This is a genomic window from Paenibacillus sp. LRG-1 (assembly GCF_057220305.1).
In genome coordinates this window covers 5,745,799-5,766,162 of the sequence record NZ_CM170126.1, presented here as the reverse complement: position 1 = coordinate 5,766,162, position 20,364 = coordinate 5,745,799, and the positions used below count along the sequence as shown (strand labels likewise).

Here is a 20,364-nt window from a genome sequence, read left to right as displayed (position 1 = left end):
AAAAGCCTATCTGCCGTTGTTCCGGCAGATAGGCTTTTATAACATAAACGTCCACTATACTTCGTGTTTATTCGCAGTCTATGCCTCTACATTGTAATTGCACCAACCACATACTCCCTATTGTCAGTTATTTCTACGCTGACGGGCGCGGGCCTCGCCGCCTTTGCGGCCTGCTTCTTCCCTACTCATTTTCCCGTCGCTATCACTTTGGTCTGAATTGCCACGGGCTTCGCCGCCCTTGCGTCCGATTTCTTGATAGAATTCCTTGTCATGGTTTTTGGAAGTGGCTTCGCCGCCTTTTTCACCAATTTCCTGGTAGAATTCCTTGCCATGATTTTTGGAAGTGGCTTCGCCACCTTTTTCGCCAATCTCCTGATAAAATTCTTTGTCGTGATTTTTAGCAGTAGCTTCTCCACCTAAACGTCCTGCCTCTTCGCGACTCAGTTTGCCATTTTGGTTGTTGTTAGCCATGTTCAATCACTCCTCATCGAATTTTAGTAAAGCGGGTACGTGTATCTATTAACCGTCATGTCAGGAATTAAACATTCTATTTTTTTTATAGAAAATGGTAAATAACTGGATATATCCGCCTCGATTAGCGTTCCCATGCTTCTGTGTTCAATTGTTGCTGGCGGGTAAATAATGCCGGATAAATGAACAGGCTGAGCAGCACGCTGGTCAAAATAGCAGAGGTCATGGTAGTGAATACGATTAGCAATTGCAAACGCACGGCGGCAATCGGATTGGCACCTGCGATGATTTGTCCGGTCATCATGCCGGGAAGCTGGACAAGCCCCAGCGTTTTCTGCCCCTCAATGGTTGGAATCATACTGGAACGTATGCAATCCTTGAGTATAGGGAAGATGGCTTGTCTAGGCGTGCCGCCTAGCGCCAGAATGAGCATGATTTCAGGCTTGCGCAGCAGAACTTCCGACTTGAGCCGGGACACCAGCAGGCTGGACAAAATCATGGAGCTGCCAATGATCATGCCGCTAATCGGAATCATATATCGGGCTGTCGCCGGAATAATATGCAGGCCAATCAGGAACGCCTGCGTAACGATTTCCACACACAGCAGCGTCAGGAATGACTTCCACATGAGACCGGGGATAAATCGTCCTTTGCGCGCAACATTTTGTGAGGCTACGGTAATCATGAGCAGAATGAATAATACGATAAATCCGTAGCTTTGCATCCCAAAAATTAAATGTAATACATATCCAATCGCCAGCAGTTGAATCGACGCTCTGATTGTGGCGATGATAATGTCTCGGTCCAGACCGAGTTTGAAGGATTTGGACATGACGATGGCGATAAATACAAAACCGAGAGAGAGAACCAAGGCAACAATCGTCATACCCATTCTCCTGCTACAAACCTGCGGGTCTCACTATGCTGCGGAGCATTAAAAAACGTCTCCGTATCCGCTTGTTCTACCAGTCTTCCGTCGATCATCAGCCATGTCTCGTGGCCTACCCTGCGGGCTTGTTCCATATGATGCGTAATCCAGATCATCGTTGTTCCCTCTTCTTTGTTCATTTGCAGCAGCAGTTCCTCAACCTCTTTGACCGAGGCGGGGTCCAGTGCAGAAGTAATCTCATCCAGCAGTAAAATATCCGGGCGGTTCGCGAGCGTCCGCGCCAAGGCCAAGCGCTGTCTTTGTCCACCGGACAGTTCCTGCGCCTTTTGTTCCAACAGATCGTGGGTGAGTCCTACGCGTTCCAACAGGCCGGCAGGATCATCCAGCACTGTACCGTGCAGCCGTTCTACGGTTTGGAGATTGTACAGGACAGTTCCCTGAAGCATGGGGGCATCCTGAAAAACCAATGCTACTCTCCGTCTTAGTTCAGGGATCTCCCACTCCGATATCGGTTTGCCGAGGACACGGATGTCCCCTTCATCTGGTGTCATTAGGAGGTTGCACAGTGAAAGAAACGTGCTTTTACCAGACCCCGATGGACCGACCAACGTGGTGATTTTGCCGGGGGAAACTTTTGCCGTAATCCCGTTCAGAACAGCACGTTGCTGTCCAGACCCGGCGAAATATTTGATAATGTGATTGAATTCAATAGCTGGAAGTGGCTTGGATTCCATAGATATAGCTAGCTCCTTTGTAGGGGATCGAGAAAGGGATCAGATCCGTTCTATGATCTTATTTTTTTATTATATCAGTAATGACTGCTATGCTCTTCTATAAAGGTTCAATGCAGGTCGGCTGTTGTAAACGGCATCTTCTTTGTATAAACTAACAGGATTAGTTAAAATAGAATCTGGATCAATTCTGTATAGGTATAAGGAACCGGATTACATAGAAATTCGATGAAAGGAGACAGGATGATGTCGCCTAGAAACGGAGTAAAGTTGCAAGATATCCTGCGGGCTGCCGAGGACATTGCCAATGAACAAGGGATGGGGGATGTCACGCTCACCACGCTGGCTCAAAAACTCCACATTCGCCCTCCGTCCTTGTATAACCACGTGCACGGATTGAACGGACTGCGCCAAGTACTGGCATTGCACAGCCTCGAACAGTTGGAGGAAGCTTTGATGAGCGCAGCGGTTGGTAGAGCGGGCGAAGATGCGCTGACCGCTATGGGGAAGGCGTATATGCGGTATGCTCGGGAGCGACCCGGTTTGTATGAAGCGATGCTGTATGCAACAGATCGAAATGATACCGAAATGAGGCAGGCTGCGGATCGCGTGGCCGAGCTGGTCATTACCGTCCTGTCCAGTGGTTATGGCTTCAAGGAAGAAGATTGCATTCATGCAGCGAGGGGATTCCGTAGTCTGCTTCATGGATTCGCCTCGCTTGAACAAAAGGGCGGCTTTGGTTTACCTGTGGAGGTGGACCGGAGTATTGAGGTGATGATGGCTACCTTTTTGGCAGGTCTGCGTGTGCGGCAAAAGCGAGATGTCGAGCTTACCAAAGAAGTCTGATTTCAACCTGATGCAGCTAACATGATTGCGTCGCAGACCCGAAGGGTAAAATACATCTGTATAATGTAGATGAGAGACTGCGAATACAGGAGGGGTATGAGTGAACGTACTGGTGATTGGTGCAAATGGAAAAGTAGGCAGACATCTTGTCCGTCTATTGGGGCAAAATGAATCGCATCGCGTAAAGGCGTTGATCCGAAATTCGGATCAGGCCGAAGCGCTTGAACGTTTGGGAGCAGAAACGGTGGTAGCTGACCTCGAAGGGACGGTTGGTGAAATTGCCGCAGCTATAAAAGGCAGCGATGCTGTCGTATTCACAGCAGGCTCCGGCGGGAAAACAGGAGCTGATAAAACGCTGCTTATCGACTTGGATGGAGCGGTCAAGGCGATGGAAGCCGCCGAACAAGCAGGTATCCAACGCTTCGTTATGGTCAGCGCCCTACATGCAGAGAATCGAAAGAAGTGGCCCGAATCCATTAAACCGTATTATGTGGCGAAGCATTACGCTGACCGCCTGTTGGAAGCGAGCAACCTAAACTACACGATTCTTCGCCCGGGTGGCCTGACGGATGATGTTGGCGCCGGCAAAGTTGCTACCGGTGAGGAGCTCACCAGCCAGACCATTTCCCGTGAAGATGTGGCGGCAGCGGTGGTAGCAGCGCTGGAGGAACAGCAGACGTATCATCGTGCAATTAATCTGGTGTCTGGCAGTACGCCTATTGCTGAGGCAATCAGGCTGTAATTACGGATGAAGTTGTTGCACAGAGGACGCTTATAAATGACAAAAAAGCGAGAAGACGGCCATCCATGGTCATCTTCTCGCTTTAATAATTTTACAGCTTGGTTGGATCAATTCCTTTTGGGAATGTTTCTTCAAAGCTATGCTTTTTCTCGTATAAGTTGTACCAAGCTTCTGCGATGATATCTGGATCTCCTGCCGTACCAGCTTGTATGAAAGTGCCGATTGAAAGGTGTCCTACAAAAACTCCTTTTTCTTTCAGTTCATTATGCAGGTTAGTCGCATAGTTTCGAAGGCCGGACATCACGATACCACCATTCCCAAGACTGGGCAAAGGGAACATGGCAGATATGCCCGTTGTAAATAGAATCGCGCCTGAACCATTGCTGATCATGTCAGGCAATACTTCATTGACGGATAGAACTGCAGGAAGCACAATGCTGTTGACTTGTTCCAAGACGCTTGCGGGCGTTGTTTCTAAAATATCTGTGAAATTACTCCATCCTGCATAAGGACTGAATTCGAGTACATCAATACTGCCTAAGTCTTTTTTAGCAGCCAGTAAGGCTTGTTTTAAAGCGTTCAAATCCGTAATATCCGCGACATAAGAGCGCGCTACAATATTCAGGCTTTTTAGTTCATTTGTGATGATTTCCAATTTTTCTGTATTACGAGAAACTAAAGCTACCTTAAACCCTTGCGCCCCGAATTTTTTCGCGATAGATAAACCTAACCCGAGTCCTGCACCAATTATTGCAATAGTTTTCATCTTATATGAACTCCTTATTTGTGGTATATTTTAAAGCAACATATGTTGTTTTAGTAAGTATAAGCCCGCTTAATATATGGAACAACCAACAATTAAATGAGAATGTTGTTATAGAAACAAAAATTGAAATGTGCCAAATAAGGAGGGCAGAACGTGGGGACAAAAGTAAAAAATATGCGAATGACACATACAAAGAGATCGTTGATTAACGCTTTTGTTAATTTAGTGAATGAAAAGGATTTTGAAAAGATAACAATAGCAGATCTAACAAAAGGGGCCCAAGTGAATCGTGCTACATTTTATGCACATTTTAATGATAAGTACGAAATGTTGGATTACATGATTGACGACTCTGCTTCGAACGTCATTGAAAAACGAACATTAGGAGTAGTAGAGTTCGATCAGGACACCATAAATCAACTCGTTCTAGCAGTATGTGACTTTCATCAACAACCGAAAATTCAATGTCGCCGTAGCTATTTAAGTCTTGCGCCTCTGTTGAAAGAAAAAATGTTAATTGAGCTGAAAAAATATTTAGTGAAAAGTTTAGATAACATATGTACAGACTCAGAGAAGAGTTTTTATGTACCTATTTATGCCAATATCATACATGAGGCTGGTTATTTATGGGCATCTGGAAATACTCCGTTTGATAAAGAGGAAATAGCCAAGAAGGCTTCGTTATTAATAACAGGAGGAAAAGGTTAATTCTTGTTGTGAGAGGCATCCCCGGGGGCAGAGTCCTGGGGATGCTTTTTGCTGTTTTCTCAGTATGATCGTCCCCGTAGCAGTTCCAAGCTCCAACTCCAACTGAATAGGAGCAAAAATATTTGCTTAAAACTAATTATATTAGTCATAATACTAATATAATTAGTTTATAATTAAGACAAGGAGATGAGCTAAAATGCGTATTGTTCAGGTGCAGCATGTGTATCAATTGACGTTTATGCCCCGGCTGTTCCCAGTGAACTGTTATTTGGTGGAGGAGAAAGAGGGGCTCACCTTGGTAGATGCCGGATTGCCATACAGTACCCGTGGTATAGAGCAGGCTGCGGCGCGGATCGGGCAGCCGATTATTCGAATTGTACTTACCCATGCCCATGGGGATCATGTGGGTGCGTTGGATACGCTCAAGGCAAGGTATCCTGATGCGCAAGTATTTATTTCAAGGCGGGACGCACCGCTGCTACAGGGCGATGTATCGTTGGAGGCAGGAGAACCGGATACTCCTATTCGAGGCGATGTACCGAAGCATATCCTTACCCAGCCTGACGTTTTACTGGAGGATGGGGATCATGTAGGTTCGCTGTTGGCGATTAGCGCACCAGGACATACGCCGGGCTCGATGGCATTTTTGGATACTCGTACCCGTGCGTTGATTGCAGGCGACGCCTTCCAGACCCGAGGTGGTATAGCGGTATCGGGAAGGCTTAAGCCGCTGTTTCCTTTTCCGGCACTGGCTACCTGGAACAAGGGAATTTCGCTGAAAAGCGCCAAAAAGCTGGTGAGTTTCAATCCATCTTTATTAGCTGTCGGTCACGGTAACATGCTGAAGCATCCACAATCTCAGCTGGAAAGGGCGATTATGGAGCTGGAACGACAAACTTCAGTGTGATGATTCGGTATTCAGCCAACATTCAGCCAGAACTCACAAAGTCCTAAGCTAAGGCAGATACAATATGGGAAAATAGAAACAGAGAGAGGTGCATCGGATTTGAACGTTTGGAAAGCGAACGGTCTGAAATATATACTTCTATTTAGTCTCATATTGTTTGCTGTCGCTAGTGTCGTTTCGTTATGGAGTTATTCAGGTAGTTCTGCGTCCCCGTCTGCGGCTGTTAGACAGGGCCCATCCGGCGGGTTCGGAGGAGGAAGCGGACCTGGTGGAGGTATGGGAGGACCGGGGCAACGTCCTTCTGACGGTCAGACCGCGGGGAACCGTGGAGCAGGAAATGTAGGACAGTATCAGGGGACGACAGAGCAAACTACCAACTCCTCCACTGAGGGAACATCGACATCGGGTGACAAAGGTACAACGGCCGGGAATGATACGTCTTCGGGCGGCAGTGGTGTTGCCAGAGACGGACAGCACAGAGGGCCCGGTGGCATGTCTGGTAACGGATCTGGCATGGGCGGTCCTGGCGGTGGTATGGGTGGTGGAAGAAGTGGCAACTCCTCATCTGCTTATGCTACTCCGCTGGCGATTTTCGCCGCTTTGTTCTTCGGTGCATTCGTGTTTATTGCATACCGTTTTCGGGCTCGTGAATGGAAGCTCGGGGAACGTAATCGGGGACTGATGCTGTGGACAGTGCTGGGTGTGGGGTTCTTTTTAAGAATGGCGATCGCCCCATGGATCTCGGGTCATATGGATTTAATGCTATTCCGGAACTGGGCTACGACAGCAGCGGATAGCTTATCGGGCTTTTACACGAACGGATCAAGTGATTATCCGCCGTTCTATATTTATATTTTATATGTGATCGGTCAAATCGGCTCTACGGATGCTTTCAGTCCCTACATGTCCGTACTGCTGCGGCTTCCCAATATATTAGCCGATATCGTGACAGCGTACATGCTGTACCGGTTGGCAAGCAAACGGGTCGGCTATGGAATAAGCCTTGGATTGGCTATATTCTACGTGTTTAACCCAGCTGTATTTATCAATTCGACCTTCTGGGGGCAGGTGGATTCTTTCTTTACTATGCTGATTGTGGGCATGATTGTGCTGCTTGTGGAAAACCGGGTCGGCTGGTCAGCCGTATTGTTTACGGTAGCCGTATTGATGAAGCCGCAGGGAATTATTTATGGGCCTGTTTTGTTCTTTGAGCTGCTGAGACAACGTAAAATACAGCCTTGGCTGTTGTCCATTGGCGGTGCCGTTGTGACGACCATTCTGGTCATATTACCATTTTCGTGGGGGCAGGAGCCGTTATTGCTACTTGACCTATACAAGGGAACGGTCGGCGAGTATCCGTATGCTTCGGTGAACGCATATAATTTCTTTGCACTGATCGGTGGCAATTATACGCAGGACACTACAACGTTGTTCCTGTTCAGTTACCATACATGGGGTATGATCTGCATTGTGCTGGTGACTCTGTTTACGTGGTGGATGTATATCCGTAGTCGCAAACCACAATTTGCAGCGGCAGCTGCACTGGTGCTCATTGCAGGTGTATTTACCTTCGCTTCCAGCATGCATGAACGGTACTTGTTCCCTGCGGCCGCGTTAGCTGTACTGGCGTATCTGTATTTACGAGACCGCAGATTTTTGTGGCTTGCGGGTGGATTCAGTCTTACGATTTTCCTAAACACCTTTGATATCTTCTATAGCTCCAACTCTCGGGATCAATACGGTATTATTTTGTGTGTGACATCATTGTTGAATGTGTTGTTGTTTGGGTATTTGGTCAAAGTAGTGTGGGATTGCTCCAAATCGACCACGATTGAGACTGCTCCTTCCACAGACAGAGTTTCGCCAGAACTTCCTTCAGCGCGGCCTGCATGGGGAGCGTCTTCCCAAAGTGTGAACACAACAATTGATAGTTAGTGGAGTATAAAATACGGTGAAAAAACCGCCCTTTAACGAAATGGAAGTGGTTGATAGATCAACTGCAATCCATAAGTTAAAGAAGCGGTTTTTTGTTGTCCTCATGTTAGAGTAACATTGTATCTATGTGTCTCAATCCATATATTCGTTCAGTTTCTGTACATCGCAGATGGTAATCTCTCTTGTACCCTTGCTATGAATAATCCCCAGCTGTTCAAATTTTCCGAATTTGCGACTGATGGTTTCGCGGGTAACACCCACATAATTAGCCATTTCCTCGCGTGAAAGGGGGAGGTTTATTTTAATGTAGGAACCATCCGGCTTTCCATATTTATGTCCAAGCTCAAGAATCATATAGGCGATGCGGATTTCCGGGTCTTTGGTAGCTAGGCTTTGAGCCAGGTTTTCGGTATGTGCCAAGCGTTTAGTAATGGTTTTGAGCAGCTTCAAAGAGATATCGGGATTGTTGCGGATCAACTGCTCCATATCATCCTTGGTGAGCATACAAATATCAGTATCTTTTAAGGCATACGCACTAAAGTTACTCAGCTCATCGCTGTTAAATATGTTCAACTCGCCAAAAAAATCGCCAGTTGTCAGAATGTGCAGAATTTGCTCCTTGCCCTGAGGCGTCATCTTCAGCAGCTTGACATGCCCGCTTTTAATAATGTACAGCGTATCGGAAGCCTGCTCCTCCACAATCAAGGCCTCGCCTTTCTGATATTTTCGGTGTCGGATCATGGAGCTGACCTTACACAAATCTTCGCAGGACAAAGAGGAAAAGATAGGCACTTTGCGGGCACAGGGCTCCTTTTCGCACTGGCAGGGGCAGGACATCTCATTCACATTCATTCACTCCATTCATAAACCGGAAACTACAGGTTATAGCGCATGGTTGTTATTCTGTATCATCTATTGGGGCAAAATGACTTTGATCCTCACCACAGACTGGACAAACCCAGTCTTCTGGAAGATCCTCAAACGCTGTACCGGGCATAACGTCTTCATCGGGGTCACCGATAGCAGGATCATAAATGTATCCACAGGGCTGACATACATATTTTTTCATCTCTAGTTCTCCTTGTCATTCAAAATTTTTGTAAGCTCTGGTGCGTCCGGTTTGAGTCCCTGCATGATGGCTGTTTTGTATGGTAGTGAAGCAAGGGCATCTCCAAAGCCAATCACGCCGCAGATAGAGCCGTTTTGTATGAACATACGTGTATAAGAAGCTTGATTTTTAGTAATCAGGCTGGTGTCGCAGACTTGTTCATCTACTAGACCGATGGAAAAGAGAGGAGATTCATAGCAGTTCGAAAGGGTTACAGGGAGGGGACGCTGATAGCTGACGGATGCGCCCGCCATATTAGCGCCTGCTATTTTTCCCTGCTCCATTGCGCTTTCCCATAGCCCATCTACTCTACTCTGAAATTCGGCTGCATCACCTGCTGCATAGATATTGGCGGAGCTGGTCTCCATCTGCGCATTCACCAGAATGCCTTGTCCAATATCAAGGCCGATTTGGCGAGCAAGCTCCGTATTCGGTACAATTCCGATAGAGTACACGACATGCTCGCAGGGGATAACAGAGCCGTCCTGTAGTTCCACACCTTCTACGTGATCTGTGCCTTTAATACGTTTTACGCCTTGCCCAAGGAGTACCTGAGTACCCTGTTCGGTCATCCGATCGGTCAAAATAGCGGAGGCCTTTTCATCTAGCTGACGGGGGATAAGCCGATGCGAAGCTTCCAGTATAGTTACAGCATATCCTGCTTGCTGGAAGGACCAGGCGGTTTCCACGCCTTGAATACCGCCGCCGATGATACATATCCGGTCTCCCTGTCGCAATTCCGCTTTAAGGCGATCCGCATCTTGTCGAAAACGAATATTGTGAACGTTCCTTAGAGAAGCCCCATCTAGCACAAGCTTACGGTTGTGAGCTCCTGTACACAGCAGTAGCTTGTCATAAGCAACGGTTTGTCCATCTATTGTTTTGATAGTATAATCCTCTGGATGTATCTCGGTTATCTTGATGCCGGAATACACATGAATTCGTTGATTGGCAAACCATTTTTCCTTTTTGATCAGGATTTTGTCGCTGTGCAAATCAGTGAATAGTCCCTTGGAAAGTTTGACTCTGTTATACGGAAAGGATGCTTCCTCCCCGTAAATAGAAATTTCGGCCAGATCATCATGATCTCTAATCGCTTTTGCCGCGTTGACGGCGGCGACACTGCCTCCGATAATAACGTAATGTTGGTTACCCATTCAGTATCTCTCCTATTCGCTATACGCTACTGTGTTTTAAATAACACTAAGCAGTAGATCTGAGACAAATTCAGCGGCATTTTTAATTTTCTTCACTTTTTCAACTTCTGTAGGAGAGAAACGAATACGTACCGGGAATTCCACATGGGTCATACCCGTTGATTTGATTACCTCTGAAGTGCTTTGGACCTTCATATTAGTACCATTCAAGTAATCCTGTACAACTTCAATGGCTTCTCCGCTCCAGCCGTAGGAACCAAAGGCAGCAGCCAGCTTGCCTTCCAGATTCATCTTTTGCATTTGTTGCAATAGGTCTTCCAATTTGCCTGTCATGTCGGCATATTTGGTAGAGCTACCGACGAAAACAGCATCTGCTGAGGCAATACTATTCAATATTTCCGTTCCATCCGCTTTATCCACGTCCCATAGCTCCACCTTGATTTGGTTCTCCAAAAAGCAGTCCTTCAGGATGTTTGCCATTTTTTTAGTGTTATTTTTGAGGGTGGCATAGACAATCGCTACTTTTTTATCCTCCTTGGTTTCGGTACTCATAGAGGCGTACAAATCAATAAACTTGGCAATATCATGTCGGATCGCGAAGCCGTGGGAAGGTGCAATCATCTCAATTTCCAGATCAGCAACAGCTTCGATTAATGTGCGGACATATCTGCGATGTGGATGAATAATAGCCTGGTAGTATCCGATAAAGTCCTCGGTGATATCAAAACCAGCCTCATCAGCAAATAGATGCTCTACAGCCACGTGTGTACTGAAAATATCGCAAGGGAACAAGATTTTATCTTCTATACAATACGTAATCATGGTTTCTTCTGTATGCAGATAAGGAGTTTCTTTGAATAGCAGCGTTTTGCCTCCAATGTCCAGTTGATCCCCATCCTTGATTACGAGGAAGTTGCGATGCTGAAGCTTGTACATTTGTTGAATTTCCGGAACGGCAATCTCAGTGCAGACAATCGTAGCGTTCGTTGCCTTGGAAGCAAGTGCTGCCAATCCGCCCGAGTGATCTGGTTCCGTGTGATTGACGATGATATATTGAATATCCAATGGATCGATCAATTCGGTTACAGCTTCGGCAAATTCTCTACCGAACGTCATATCTACGGTATCCACAATGGTTGGTTTTCCGGTTTTTAATAGATATGCATTATAGGTTGTACCCTTTGATAATGTAAGACGATGAAAGGGTACCTCACGGTCATCAATTTTTCCTACCCAATAAATATCCTTTGCCAGCTTGAATCCAGGCTTCATATGGAATAACCTCCTGCTTGTTTTGTTTATCTAACACAATTTGATTCTAGTTGGATGTGTCGATGAAAAAGATGATTGAAATCAAATTTTTAAATATTTTAAAAGTATTTTTACTTAAATTTAGTTTTGTGATTGCAATCACAAGGCGAGCGAAATAATCCAATACAATAAAGGTATTAATCCATCTTAAGCAAATTTAATTTCAAACAGGAGCGTGAACTAATATGAAAAAATCAAACCTCATTCAATTTCAGGAATATAAAGAAGCTGCGTTTACAAAACGAATTGTGCATAAGGAAGCCGACAATGTAATTTTTATTCTCAACTTTACTCCTAATGCCGAGCTACCAACACATAATCACCCAGGAGCGAATGTATATTTGCTTGTTCTTGAAGGCAGCGGGACTGTAACTGTGAACGGCGAAGCAACGGAAGTTGTCCAAGGGGATATCATTCATGTTACGGGAGATGAGCACTTTTCCTATCGTGGCGGTGCAGAGGCGAATTCCAGTCTGCATGTAGTGTTGACCCAAACGCCAAGTGAAAGCTATGCGCAGAACATATAAAAGAGGACACAGCAGCAACATGCTCATATAAAAAAAAGAAAATGGTTATTTTTTTTCACTCGTATTGATAATGAATATCATTATCAAATTTTAAGAAGAGGTGTTAATAGCCAATGCAGACAGTAGATTACAAACAGGTGCCAGGGCACTGGATATTAGCAAGTCTCGGTAAGCGCGTGCTTAGGCCCGGAGGGTTAAAAACAACACGTTGGATGATAGAGGGACTTAACGTAACCGGGCAGGATGAGGTTATTGAGTTTGCCCCCGGATTGGGTATAACTGCCCAAATCACACTGCGGCTTAATCCCCGTCGTTATATTGCGATTGAACAGAATGAGAAGGCGGCTTCTATTGTAAAAACGTATGCAAGCGGAGCAAACCGGGAAGTTATTATTGCCGATGCTGAACAGGTTCCGTTGCCGGATGCCTCTGCGACGGTGGTATATGGGGAAGCCATGCTGACGATGCACACAAGAGCCAAGAAAGCGCAGATTATTTCGGAAGCCAGGCGGCTTTTGAAAACGGGCGGGAAGTATGCTATTCATGAGATGTGCCTTGCTTCTAACCATATTGAGCCTGCGCTCAGAAAACAAATTTACAAGGATTTGGCTACAGCCATGAGAGTTAATGCGACACCGTTGACGGTGTCAGAGTGGGAACAGCTGCTGAAAGAGGAAGGCTTTAAGGTCGTTAAAATCTATACGGTTCCCATGCACTTATTGCATCTGCCACGTATCATTCAGGACGAGGGCTGGTTGAGATTTGGAAAAATCGCCTTTAACCTTATGCGTAACCATGCTGCCCGGACAAGGGTTATGGGTATGCGCAAGCAGTTTGTAAAGTACGCCGACCATCTGCAAGCGGTCAGTATCATCGCTGAGCGATAGCCTGAATTCACGAATAAGAGAATAATAAAAGCTTTTTACGCAATAGCAAAAAAGGAGACGAACCCACATTCAGGGATTCGTCTCCTTTTTGTATATATTTGCTGCTTTGGCTTGGCTGCTGGAGTGCACATGCTTTGCACCCCTCTATTCGTCATATAATAGGTGTAACGAAAATTTCCAATTTCTGATGTTTTACATTACCATATTGACTGAGATCATTGGAATAGTTAACTAAAATAATAAAATAGGCATACTTCAAAAGGAGGAAGCGTGTTATGAAGCTGCATCGAGCCATTGTGGTGGATGATGAAACCTTTACTCGCAAAGGGCTGCTTCAACTCATGGATTGGCAAGCCTGTGGTTTTGAAATCGTAGGAGAAGCTGATAACGGTGAGGATGCGCTGGAGCTAATCAGCCGTATTCACCCGGACCTGGTCATTACCGATATTCGTATGCCTGTGCTGGACGGATTAGAGCTGATCCGGTCTGTGCTCGAACAGAGTACAGAACATCCCGCGTTTATTATCTTAAGCGGTTATAGTGATTTTGCTTATGCGCAGCAGGCAATCCGCTATGGGGTTCATGATTTTATGCTTAAGCCGATTGATGAGGGTGACTTTTCGGCTACACTGCGCAAGCTGAGTGAAAGACTGCATCGTGAACAACAGAATGCACAACGATATCAGAATCACCATGCAGGTGGGCTGTTAGAGACTGTGATGATGAACCCAGTGGATGATGTAGTGGTGAAACAGTGGGAGCAGCAGCTACGGCTTGGGGAAGCCACGTATATGTACTATGTACTCGTCGAGCTGAATGACCAACATCCCTGGCGCTCCGGTGACGATGGTGTCATGCTATCACTTTTCCAGTTCAGGGAGCTTATAGAGCAAGCGCTTCATCGTTTAATGGATGGCAAGTACCCTCTCTATGTTCATGAGCATCGTAACCGGATTGGTCTTATCGTACCGGACTTCTTTTTGGGGTGTTTTGAAGGCAAGGTCGAAGTTTTTATGAAAGCGCTACAACGAGAGATAGAGGGGATGAAAACACTAAAAGTTCAGCTGGGAAGTCGGGTTTTCGTTTATGCAGGAAAGCCTGTGAATCGGTTGCAGGATATCCAGCAGTCCTACGCCTGTGCGAAGGAAGCAGTGCTCCATAAATACATTTATGACAATAGCGGTATTGTTGTATATCTACAGGAGGGAATGCCACCACTTCACTATAAGACCATCCCTCAGGACGTACTGGATCGCTTGACGGAACAAGTCGAGGAACTGCGGTTGGATGAGCTGCGTGTGGTCGTGGATTATTTATTTAGCAGCTTTCGGGAGGAGTGTTATGCACCTGAGGCTATGAAAATGAGTCTGCATCAATGCTTACTTAGTATCGTTCGGGTCATTCAAAACATGCAGGGAGATGAGCGCTCACTTCAGTCACTAGAACCGATGATGAACTGGCAGGACATGAACCTGTCCCTGGGTGAACTACAGCGATTGTTTACAGCTTTTGCAGAGGAAAGTGGAAGGTATATTGGGGTTCTGCGCAAGGATTGTCAGCAAGGAGGCATTCAGCACATCCGTGCTTACATTGAGCAGCATGCCGCCGAGAATATAAGCCTGAAAAGTATTGCGGCTCGCTTTTACATGAACCCGGTATACCTCGGTCAATTGTTCAGAAAAACGTATGGTGTGTACTTTAACGAATTTCTGCTGAAATTGCGCGTTCAGGAGGCGAAACGCTTGTTGCGGCAGACGGATCTGCGGATTTATGAAATTGCTGAGCGCGTGGGCTTCGGCAGTTCAGACTATTTTGTTACCCAGTTTGAAAAGATGGCGCATGCCACACCAAGCGAATACCGCAACAGCCTGATTGTTGGCAACGAGTCAGAGAGGGCCGGCGAATGAAGATGCTGAGAATGACTCTTGATCATGTACGACTGCGAGATAAAATGCTGCTGCTTTATTTTCTCTGTGTTTTTACGCCTGTAGTGCTGACCAATCTTATTTTTTACCATGTCACCTCGCAAAACGTGAAGGAACAGCGTATGCAGGATATTTCGCGCGCACTGGAACAGATTAAAATTGAATTTTACCGTGAATTTGAAGATGCGATGGAAATCTCGTCTATCTTTTATACTGATCATCAGCTCAATGAGGTATTGGAAGAAACATATCCCCACCCTGCTGACTATATCGCCGCTTATGACTCTTATTTACGTCATATCTTGAACAATACTTACAGTCCTGCATACCATTCCGTAGGTGGAATTACGATCTACACAAATAATTCAACGCTGCTGAATTCCGGGGGAATCAGCTTTATAGATGAGGGAGTCAGAAGTTTGCCCTGGTATACCAAAATCTCGCCTGGACGCCAGTCCAAGCCTATATTTGTACGTACCGATGACAGCACAGGTGAACAGATGTACCCTTTTAGCCTGATTCGGCGGATGAACTACTTTTATTCCCAAAATGGTCGTGAAAAAATACTGAAAATAGAACTGCGAATGTCGTCCATTCGGGAGATTTTCAATAACCTGAATTTGCAGGGAAGTCTCTTTCTGCTGAACGAACGAGGGGGAATCGAATATACAACGGACCCCAAAGTGGATATAAACCACAAACATGTAGCCTATAACACTCTCAAGCTGCCCGAGGACACGATGGAGTTCAAGACGAATTATGTGCTTACGAGCAATCTGAATGGCTGGAGCATTGTGGCTGCGGTATCGAGAGATGCAGTGCTGTATGAAATGCAGGAATCTCGCAATTTTGTGCTCTTGTTAACCTGTGTCAATATGCTGCTGCCTACATTAATCATTATTTGGATTACACGTTCGTTGAACGTGAGGATTCATCGTATTTTAAAGCACATGAAGAAGGTGAAAAACCAGCATTTTGAGCTGATTCGCGGTACAGAGTCGAGAGATGAAATCGGGCAATTAACAGGTGAGTTTAACCGAATGACGTTGAAAATAAAGCGACTGATTAACGATGTTTATATGGCCGATATTCAGCGAAAAAATCTGGAAATTCAGCGCAGACATGCCCAGTTGAATGCACTTCACAGCCAGATCAACCCGCATTTCCTGTTCAATGCGCTGGAGACGATTCGCATGCGGAGCTTGATGAAGCATGAGGATGAGACAGCGCGCATTATTCATAACATGGCACGGATTTTCCGCAATTCGCTGGTGTGGAACAAGGATCGGGTTACTTTGCGGGAGGAGCTGGAGCTGATCCGTTGTTTTCTGGAAATCCAGCAATATCGCTTTGGTGAGCGAATACAGTACGAAGTGCAAGCGCGCTCTGAGGACCTGGACAATCTGCTTCCCAAAATGGTCGCGCTGACACTGGTTGAAAATGCAAGCATCCACGGCATTGAGCCGCTAAAGCATGGGGGACGCATTGAGATACATTTTGAGCATGAGGAAGGACAACTGATTCTAACGGTTCGGGATGACGGGGTGGGCATGTCTGCGGAACAGGTACAACGCTTATATGGTTACATGCAAAGGCAGGAGGAAATGGGTGAGCGTATAGGTCTGCAAAATGTCATCTATCGTCTTAAGCTTTACTACGGGAGCCGCTTTGAGCTTGCCATTCGCAGCGCACCCGGCGAAGGTACGGAGATTCGAATTAGGATTCCTGCGGATCGAGTATGGAACCCTCAAAAGTGTAAAAAAGCTAAATAAATCATTTATCGACAGAATATTTCATTTTTCGCTATATACTTCCTTTCTATTATATGGTAAATATGAATATATACTAAATTAATTATAAGAAATAGTCTTTGGATATCTTAACACCAATGAAGTTTTGAATAGCTGGCCAGCTTTCAAATATAACTAATTTTTTATTGGAGGAAGAGATGAAGTTTACTAAAAAGTTAATTAAGTCCCTAGCGGTTGTTGCTATTATTGGTTCAATTTCCGCCTCTGCTTATGCTTCTAGCACCATTGAAGGAGGTTGGATTGAAGGGGAGGGTAATTTTTCTAATAATATTTCTCATCAAGAGCTTTCCTTACGTGCTGCGAAAAGTGTTCCAGATCACCAAGGTTATACGGAAGCTAAGCCAGGAAATTCAGATTTAGAAAGAGCAGTTGCTATAACAAAGTGGGAGGGTGAATATCACTATTCCAGAGCACAATTAACTTGGGCAGGAAGTGTACGTCTTGATAGCGACAGACAATGGGGGTGGGATCGTACCAGGGCTGTCACTGGTTATGGTGAAGCTATTCTTGTAGCGAGAACTTTTTACGGCGGTAGCCAAGAATAATTAAAAACTAAAGAAGGTGAGATTGTTAGTTTCTTTAACAATTTCACCTTTTATTACGAGAGGTATTTGAAATGAAAAGTAAGCTGAAGGAAATTTCCGGAAATGGACTAATACCAATATTCGTACTGTATTTTTTATTGAGTATGATTATGATCTCTGTGAGTTATTACATGGTACAACAAAAAGAATTAGACTCCTTATCCAGAGGTCTTTACCAAGAAAATAGTTTATTCTTTATGGTAAATCAAAATACTGCTCACGAATGGGACTGGCGTAAGCTCCGAACAACGTACCCATTTACCATATTCAAGGAGCTTGAAACTGGGGAAATGAATGTGCGAGCTCTTTATTATAAAGAGGATACATATAAGCCACCAATGGTTGCAGGGAGATTTTTTAATGAGGACGATTTTTATAGTGATCATAAGTATGCTGTAATTGGACAACGTATTGCTGAATCAGCACTTACGTCTCTTGACGGCAGACGGTATTATCTGTTCCAAGGAAAAAAATTTGAAGTCATAGGTTCTATGGGGGCGGCCTATCCATCAACTCTGGATACAACGGTGCTACTAAACTTGGATGCCCTTGGTCAACAAACTCACCTAAATAATATCTATGTACTAAATTCTCCCGCAGTGTCCTCTGTTCTCAAAAATGGCTATTTAATTTTTGAAAACTTAAGCGTTAAGGTGAATGTATTTGACCGCGGTGATGCTGGAGCACAGAGATATGTGGGCATAGATATATATCGTAATACGATCATAATTACCGTATTTCTGTTGTTAGTTTGCTCCAGTGTTATATTTACTATGAATTGGTACGATAAAAAGAAAACTGAAATAAATTGGTTATGGATTATGGGAATTAAGTCAGAGAAAGTGATAGCGAAATTCTCCAAACGATATTATGTAGCCGTCTCCCTGTCTTATTTGCTTATGTGTACAATAAGCCTTTTCTTATTTTTGATCGCTCGGGCTTCAACAGAAAATATTGAACTGTACGTACAATATTTGCTTATAGGCTACGTATTAATTCTCTTATCTTCTTATCTTTCCATATCCGTTACTGTCAAAAGGATAGGTAGATCAGGAAAGGACTTAAGTTTAAATGAGAATGGTATACAGTGAAGTTTTAGAAAGCGTACAAAAGAACAAAAGCACAACGATATTTATTCTCCTTCAAATTACTATTTTGTTTTTTTTAGTTACTGTTTTATTTTTGAATTTTAATCATTTAGTTACGAAATCAAGTAAAACAGCCGCCTTAGGGGCACAAGACAGTTTCCAGTTATCAGACACTCTAACGAATAGTGATGAATTAAAAAAACTTATGAATCAACCGATGTTCTTAACCAAAATTAAAAATTTTTATAATTATGTAGAGAAACATATAGGTGAGAAGTATATCTACATTTTTACGCAGCCTGTTGACCTCATTCATTTTGAAGGAGCGGACAAGGCGAAATTTTCACAGGATTATGAACAAGGATTTGAACCGAATGTCTTTACTATCAATAACAAAGGCCCTTATGTTTCTATAAAAGCTTTACAAATTAATAAACAAGGACTAGATCAGTTTTCCATTGAAACAGATGAGGGGGAGAACTTGACCGCACATGATTTTAATCATGTGGGTCATACAAGCATTCCTGTACTCCTAGGAGCAGAATATAAGCAACTATATAAAGCAGGAGATATTTTAAAAGGAAAATATTTGTTTAAAGATTTTGAGTTTTATGTAAAAGGGTTTGTTAAAAAGGATTCACTTGTTTTTAATGCTAATAACCCGGAAATATATCTTGATCGGTATATTATTATGCCCGCACAACAGTTTACAAGTGTCCCAGATACTAAGGAAGACTTTAACTTTCAACAGAAACACTATCTCCAATTGATTAATGGGGACATTTGGAGTTCAGAAACCGAGTACTTTGTAAGGAGCAAGGTAGAAGAAGCCCAAAAAAAGACTGGTTTTTATGATACCCAAGTTCTTGGAGCAAACAGCCCACCATTAAATTTTATTTTTTCAGCGCTACACGAAAACATCATGGTACTCAGTGTTATAGCTATAACTATATTTGTAGTGTGTATTCTTAGCATTTCGATTTTAATGGTAACTAAATTAGAGAAAAATATGAAAAACTTATCTATTCACTTGATCTCTGGAGCAACGATAATGAATATACTTTTCTATTTTATTGCAGAGATAGCATTTTTGGTGATAGTGCCAGGTTTAATTAGTCTATTTCTGTATACTTATTTTATTAACTTTAAAATGGGGAGTTACTTCATTACGATATTGCTGAGCATGCTAATTATATTTGCGTTGTCTACACTTCTACTTTACTACAAGATCAGGAAGTTGCAGGTTAGTATGTTTTTAAAACGAATGGAGTGATTGGTTTTAATGATTACAATAAATAATCTTCACAAAGCTTTTAAGGTGGGAGAGAGGGTTTTGGAAGTATTAAAGGGTGTAGATTTGAGTATTAAAAGGGGCTCTATGACAGCAATTATGGGTAGGAGCGGTTCAGGGAAATCCACTTTGCTAAATATAATTGCTGGATTAGACAAACCGGACAGTGGAACTTACATGTATGAGCAAGAAGATCTGACAACTAAAACTCTAAATCAATTAGCAGATTTCAGAAGAGAAAAAATAGGATTTATTTTACAAAATTATGCTCTGATTGATACCAAAAATGTGTTCGATAATGTGGCTTTACCCCTAAAATATAGTAAATACCCTAAAGCAAAGATAAGTCATATGGTGGAAGATGTTTTAGAAGCATTAGAGTTAGAAAAATTAGGTTTTCATTCTGTTGATATGTTGTCTGGTGGTGAAATGCAGCGGGTGGCGATAGCAAGAGCTCTTGTTCAAGAACCAGAAATTATACTAGCTGACGAACCGACAGGTTCCCTTGACGAACACTCTGAACAGAATATTTTGGGTATTTTCAAGGATTTAAATATACGGGGGAAAACTATTGTAGTCGTAACGCATGACCAGCAAGTCGCCGATGCATGTGATGAAACGATTTATATCAAAGAAGGTAAAATACGTTATTACTAATTTGTTTTTTCATGGACGCCGAT

The 20,364-nt window shown here is 43.9% G+C and carries 21 protein-coding genes; 13 read left to right on the top strand and 8 right to left on the bottom strand.

The annotated features are described in order from the left end of the window. Positions 1 to 123 precede the first annotated feature (123 nt). From ACUUJN_RS25585 to ACUUJN_RS25575, 3 genes are all read right to left on the bottom strand, one after another. Positions 124 to 471: a KGG domain-containing protein gene (locus ACUUJN_RS25585; protein WP_484669066.1), complete on the bottom strand. Its 348-nt coding sequence runs from the start codon at positions 469 to 471 to the stop codon at positions 124 to 126. Positions 472 to 595: 124 nt separating this feature from the next. Continuing rightward, positions 596 to 1,357, bottom strand: a complete 762-nt coding sequence (locus ACUUJN_RS25580; RefSeq protein ID WP_484669065.1) for an ABC transporter permease — start codon at positions 1,355 to 1,357, stop codon at positions 596 to 598. Then, positions 1,354 to 2,094, bottom strand: a complete 741-nt coding sequence (locus tag ACUUJN_RS25575; protein WP_484669064.1) for an ABC transporter ATP-binding protein — start codon at positions 2,092 to 2,094, stop codon at positions 1,354 to 1,356. Before ACUUJN_RS25575 ends, ACUUJN_RS25580 begins: the two co-directional genes overlap by 4 nt. Positions 2,095 to 2,337: 243 nt before the next feature. Between ACUUJN_RS25575 and ACUUJN_RS25570 the strand changes: the two genes are divergently transcribed. Beyond that, positions 2,338 to 2,937, top strand: coding sequence for a TetR/AcrR family transcriptional regulator (locus ACUUJN_RS25570; protein WP_028540841.1), 600 nt, complete (start codon positions 2,338 to 2,340; stop codon positions 2,935 to 2,937). A 100-nt stretch (positions 2,938 to 3,037) separates the two neighbouring features. Further along, positions 3,038 to 3,679 carry an SDR family oxidoreductase gene (locus tag ACUUJN_RS25565; RefSeq protein ID WP_023990924.1) on the top strand — a complete coding sequence of 214 codons (642 nt, stop codon included), beginning with the start codon at positions 3,038 to 3,040 and terminating at the stop codon, positions 3,677 to 3,679. A gap of 91 nt (positions 3,680 to 3,770) precedes the next feature. Here ACUUJN_RS25565 and ACUUJN_RS25560 read toward each other — a convergent pair whose 3' ends face one another. Further along, positions 3,771 to 4,445: an SDR family NAD(P)-dependent oxidoreductase gene (locus tag ACUUJN_RS25560; protein WP_023990923.1), complete on the bottom strand. Its 675-nt coding sequence runs from the start codon at positions 4,443 to 4,445 to the stop codon at positions 3,771 to 3,773. Positions 4,446 to 4,598: 153 nt separating this feature from the next. On the opposite strand from ACUUJN_RS25560, the gene ACUUJN_RS25555 reads away from it, so the two are divergent. From ACUUJN_RS25555 to ACUUJN_RS25545, 3 genes are all read left to right on the top strand, one after another. Further along, a complete protein-coding gene (locus ACUUJN_RS25555) occupies positions 4,599 to 5,153 on the top strand; it encodes a TetR/AcrR family transcriptional regulator (RefSeq protein ID WP_023990922.1) in 555 nt (184 codons plus the stop codon). Positions 5,154 to 5,349: 196 nt separating this feature from the next. Further along, positions 5,350 to 6,060 carry an MBL fold metallo-hydrolase gene (locus ACUUJN_RS25550; RefSeq protein ID WP_484669063.1) on the top strand — a complete coding sequence of 237 codons (711 nt, stop codon included), beginning with the start codon at positions 5,350 to 5,352 and terminating at the stop codon, positions 6,058 to 6,060. Between the two features lie 276 nt (positions 6,061 to 6,336). Further along, on the top strand, positions 6,337 to 7,995 hold the full coding sequence (locus ACUUJN_RS25545) for a glycosyltransferase 87 family protein (protein ID WP_484669774.1): 1,659 nt from the start codon (positions 6,337 to 6,339) through the stop codon (positions 7,993 to 7,995). A 132-nt stretch (positions 7,996 to 8,127) separates the two neighbouring features. On the opposite strand, the gene ACUUJN_RS25540 is transcribed toward ACUUJN_RS25545, so the two are convergent. The 4 genes from ACUUJN_RS25540 to ACUUJN_RS25525 form a co-directional block, all read right to left on the bottom strand. Continuing rightward, positions 8,128 to 8,832 carry a Crp/Fnr family transcriptional regulator gene (locus ACUUJN_RS25540; protein ID WP_048481570.1) on the bottom strand — a complete coding sequence of 235 codons (705 nt, stop codon included), beginning with the start codon at positions 8,830 to 8,832 and terminating at the stop codon, positions 8,128 to 8,130. Positions 8,833 to 8,893: 61 nt separating this feature from the next. Beyond that, on the bottom strand, positions 8,894 to 9,064 hold the full coding sequence (gene rd, locus ACUUJN_RS25535) for a rubredoxin (protein WP_007432984.1): 171 nt from the start codon (positions 9,062 to 9,064) through the stop codon (positions 8,894 to 8,896). A gap of 2 nt (positions 9,065 to 9,066) precedes the next feature. Next, positions 9,067 to 10,260, bottom strand: a complete 1,194-nt coding sequence (locus tag ACUUJN_RS25530) for an NAD(P)/FAD-dependent oxidoreductase (protein WP_484669062.1) — start codon at positions 10,258 to 10,260, stop codon at positions 9,067 to 9,069. A gap of 36 nt (positions 10,261 to 10,296) precedes the next feature. Continuing rightward, on the bottom strand, positions 10,297 to 11,532 hold the full coding sequence (locus ACUUJN_RS25525) for an FprA family A-type flavoprotein (protein ID WP_484669061.1): 1,236 nt from the start codon (positions 11,530 to 11,532) through the stop codon (positions 10,297 to 10,299). A gap of 224 nt (positions 11,533 to 11,756) precedes the next feature. On the opposite strand from ACUUJN_RS25525, the gene ACUUJN_RS25520 reads away from it, so the two are divergent. The 8 genes from ACUUJN_RS25520 to ACUUJN_RS25485 all read left to right on the top strand — a co-directional run bounded on the left by ACUUJN_RS25520 (position 11,757) and on the right by ACUUJN_RS25485 (position 20,341). After that, the gene (locus ACUUJN_RS25520; protein WP_025721355.1) at positions 11,757 to 12,098 is read left to right on the top strand and encodes a cupin domain-containing protein; all 342 of its coding nucleotides are present in this window, start codon (positions 11,757 to 11,759) and stop codon (positions 12,096 to 12,098) included. Positions 12,099 to 12,211: 113 nt separating this feature from the next. Then, positions 12,212 to 12,985 carry a class I SAM-dependent methyltransferase gene (locus ACUUJN_RS25515; RefSeq protein ID WP_484669060.1) on the top strand — a complete coding sequence of 258 codons (774 nt, stop codon included), beginning with the start codon at positions 12,212 to 12,214 and terminating at the stop codon, positions 12,983 to 12,985. Between the two features lie 275 nt (positions 12,986 to 13,260). Next, on the top strand, positions 13,261 to 14,892 hold the full coding sequence (locus ACUUJN_RS25510) for a response regulator transcription factor (protein WP_484669059.1): 1,632 nt from the start codon (positions 13,261 to 13,263) through the stop codon (positions 14,890 to 14,892). Further along, positions 14,889 to 16,682, top strand: coding sequence for a sensor histidine kinase (locus tag ACUUJN_RS25505; RefSeq protein ID WP_484669058.1), 1,794 nt, complete (start codon positions 14,889 to 14,891; stop codon positions 16,680 to 16,682). The genes ACUUJN_RS25510 and ACUUJN_RS25505 overlap by 4 nt, the downstream gene beginning before the upstream one ends. A 176-nt stretch (positions 16,683 to 16,858) precedes the next feature. Then, positions 16,859 to 17,266, top strand: coding sequence for a hypothetical protein (locus tag ACUUJN_RS25500; protein ID WP_028540831.1), 408 nt, complete (start codon positions 16,859 to 16,861; stop codon positions 17,264 to 17,266). A 71-nt stretch (positions 17,267 to 17,337) separates the two neighbouring features. Beyond that, positions 17,338 to 18,396 carry an ABC transporter permease gene (locus ACUUJN_RS25495; protein ID WP_076295213.1) on the top strand — a complete coding sequence of 353 codons (1,059 nt, stop codon included), beginning with the start codon at positions 17,338 to 17,340 and terminating at the stop codon, positions 18,394 to 18,396. After that, positions 18,377 to 19,666, top strand: coding sequence for an ABC transporter permease (locus ACUUJN_RS25490; RefSeq protein WP_028540829.1), 1,290 nt, complete (start codon positions 18,377 to 18,379; stop codon positions 19,664 to 19,666). The genes ACUUJN_RS25495 and ACUUJN_RS25490 overlap by 20 nt, the downstream gene beginning before the upstream one ends. Before the next feature lie 9 nt (positions 19,667 to 19,675). After that, positions 19,676 to 20,341 carry an ABC transporter ATP-binding protein gene (locus tag ACUUJN_RS25485; protein ID WP_028540828.1) on the top strand — a complete coding sequence of 222 codons (666 nt, stop codon included), beginning with the start codon at positions 19,676 to 19,678 and terminating at the stop codon, positions 20,339 to 20,341. The last annotated feature ends 23 nt before the right edge of the window (positions 20,342 to 20,364 follow it).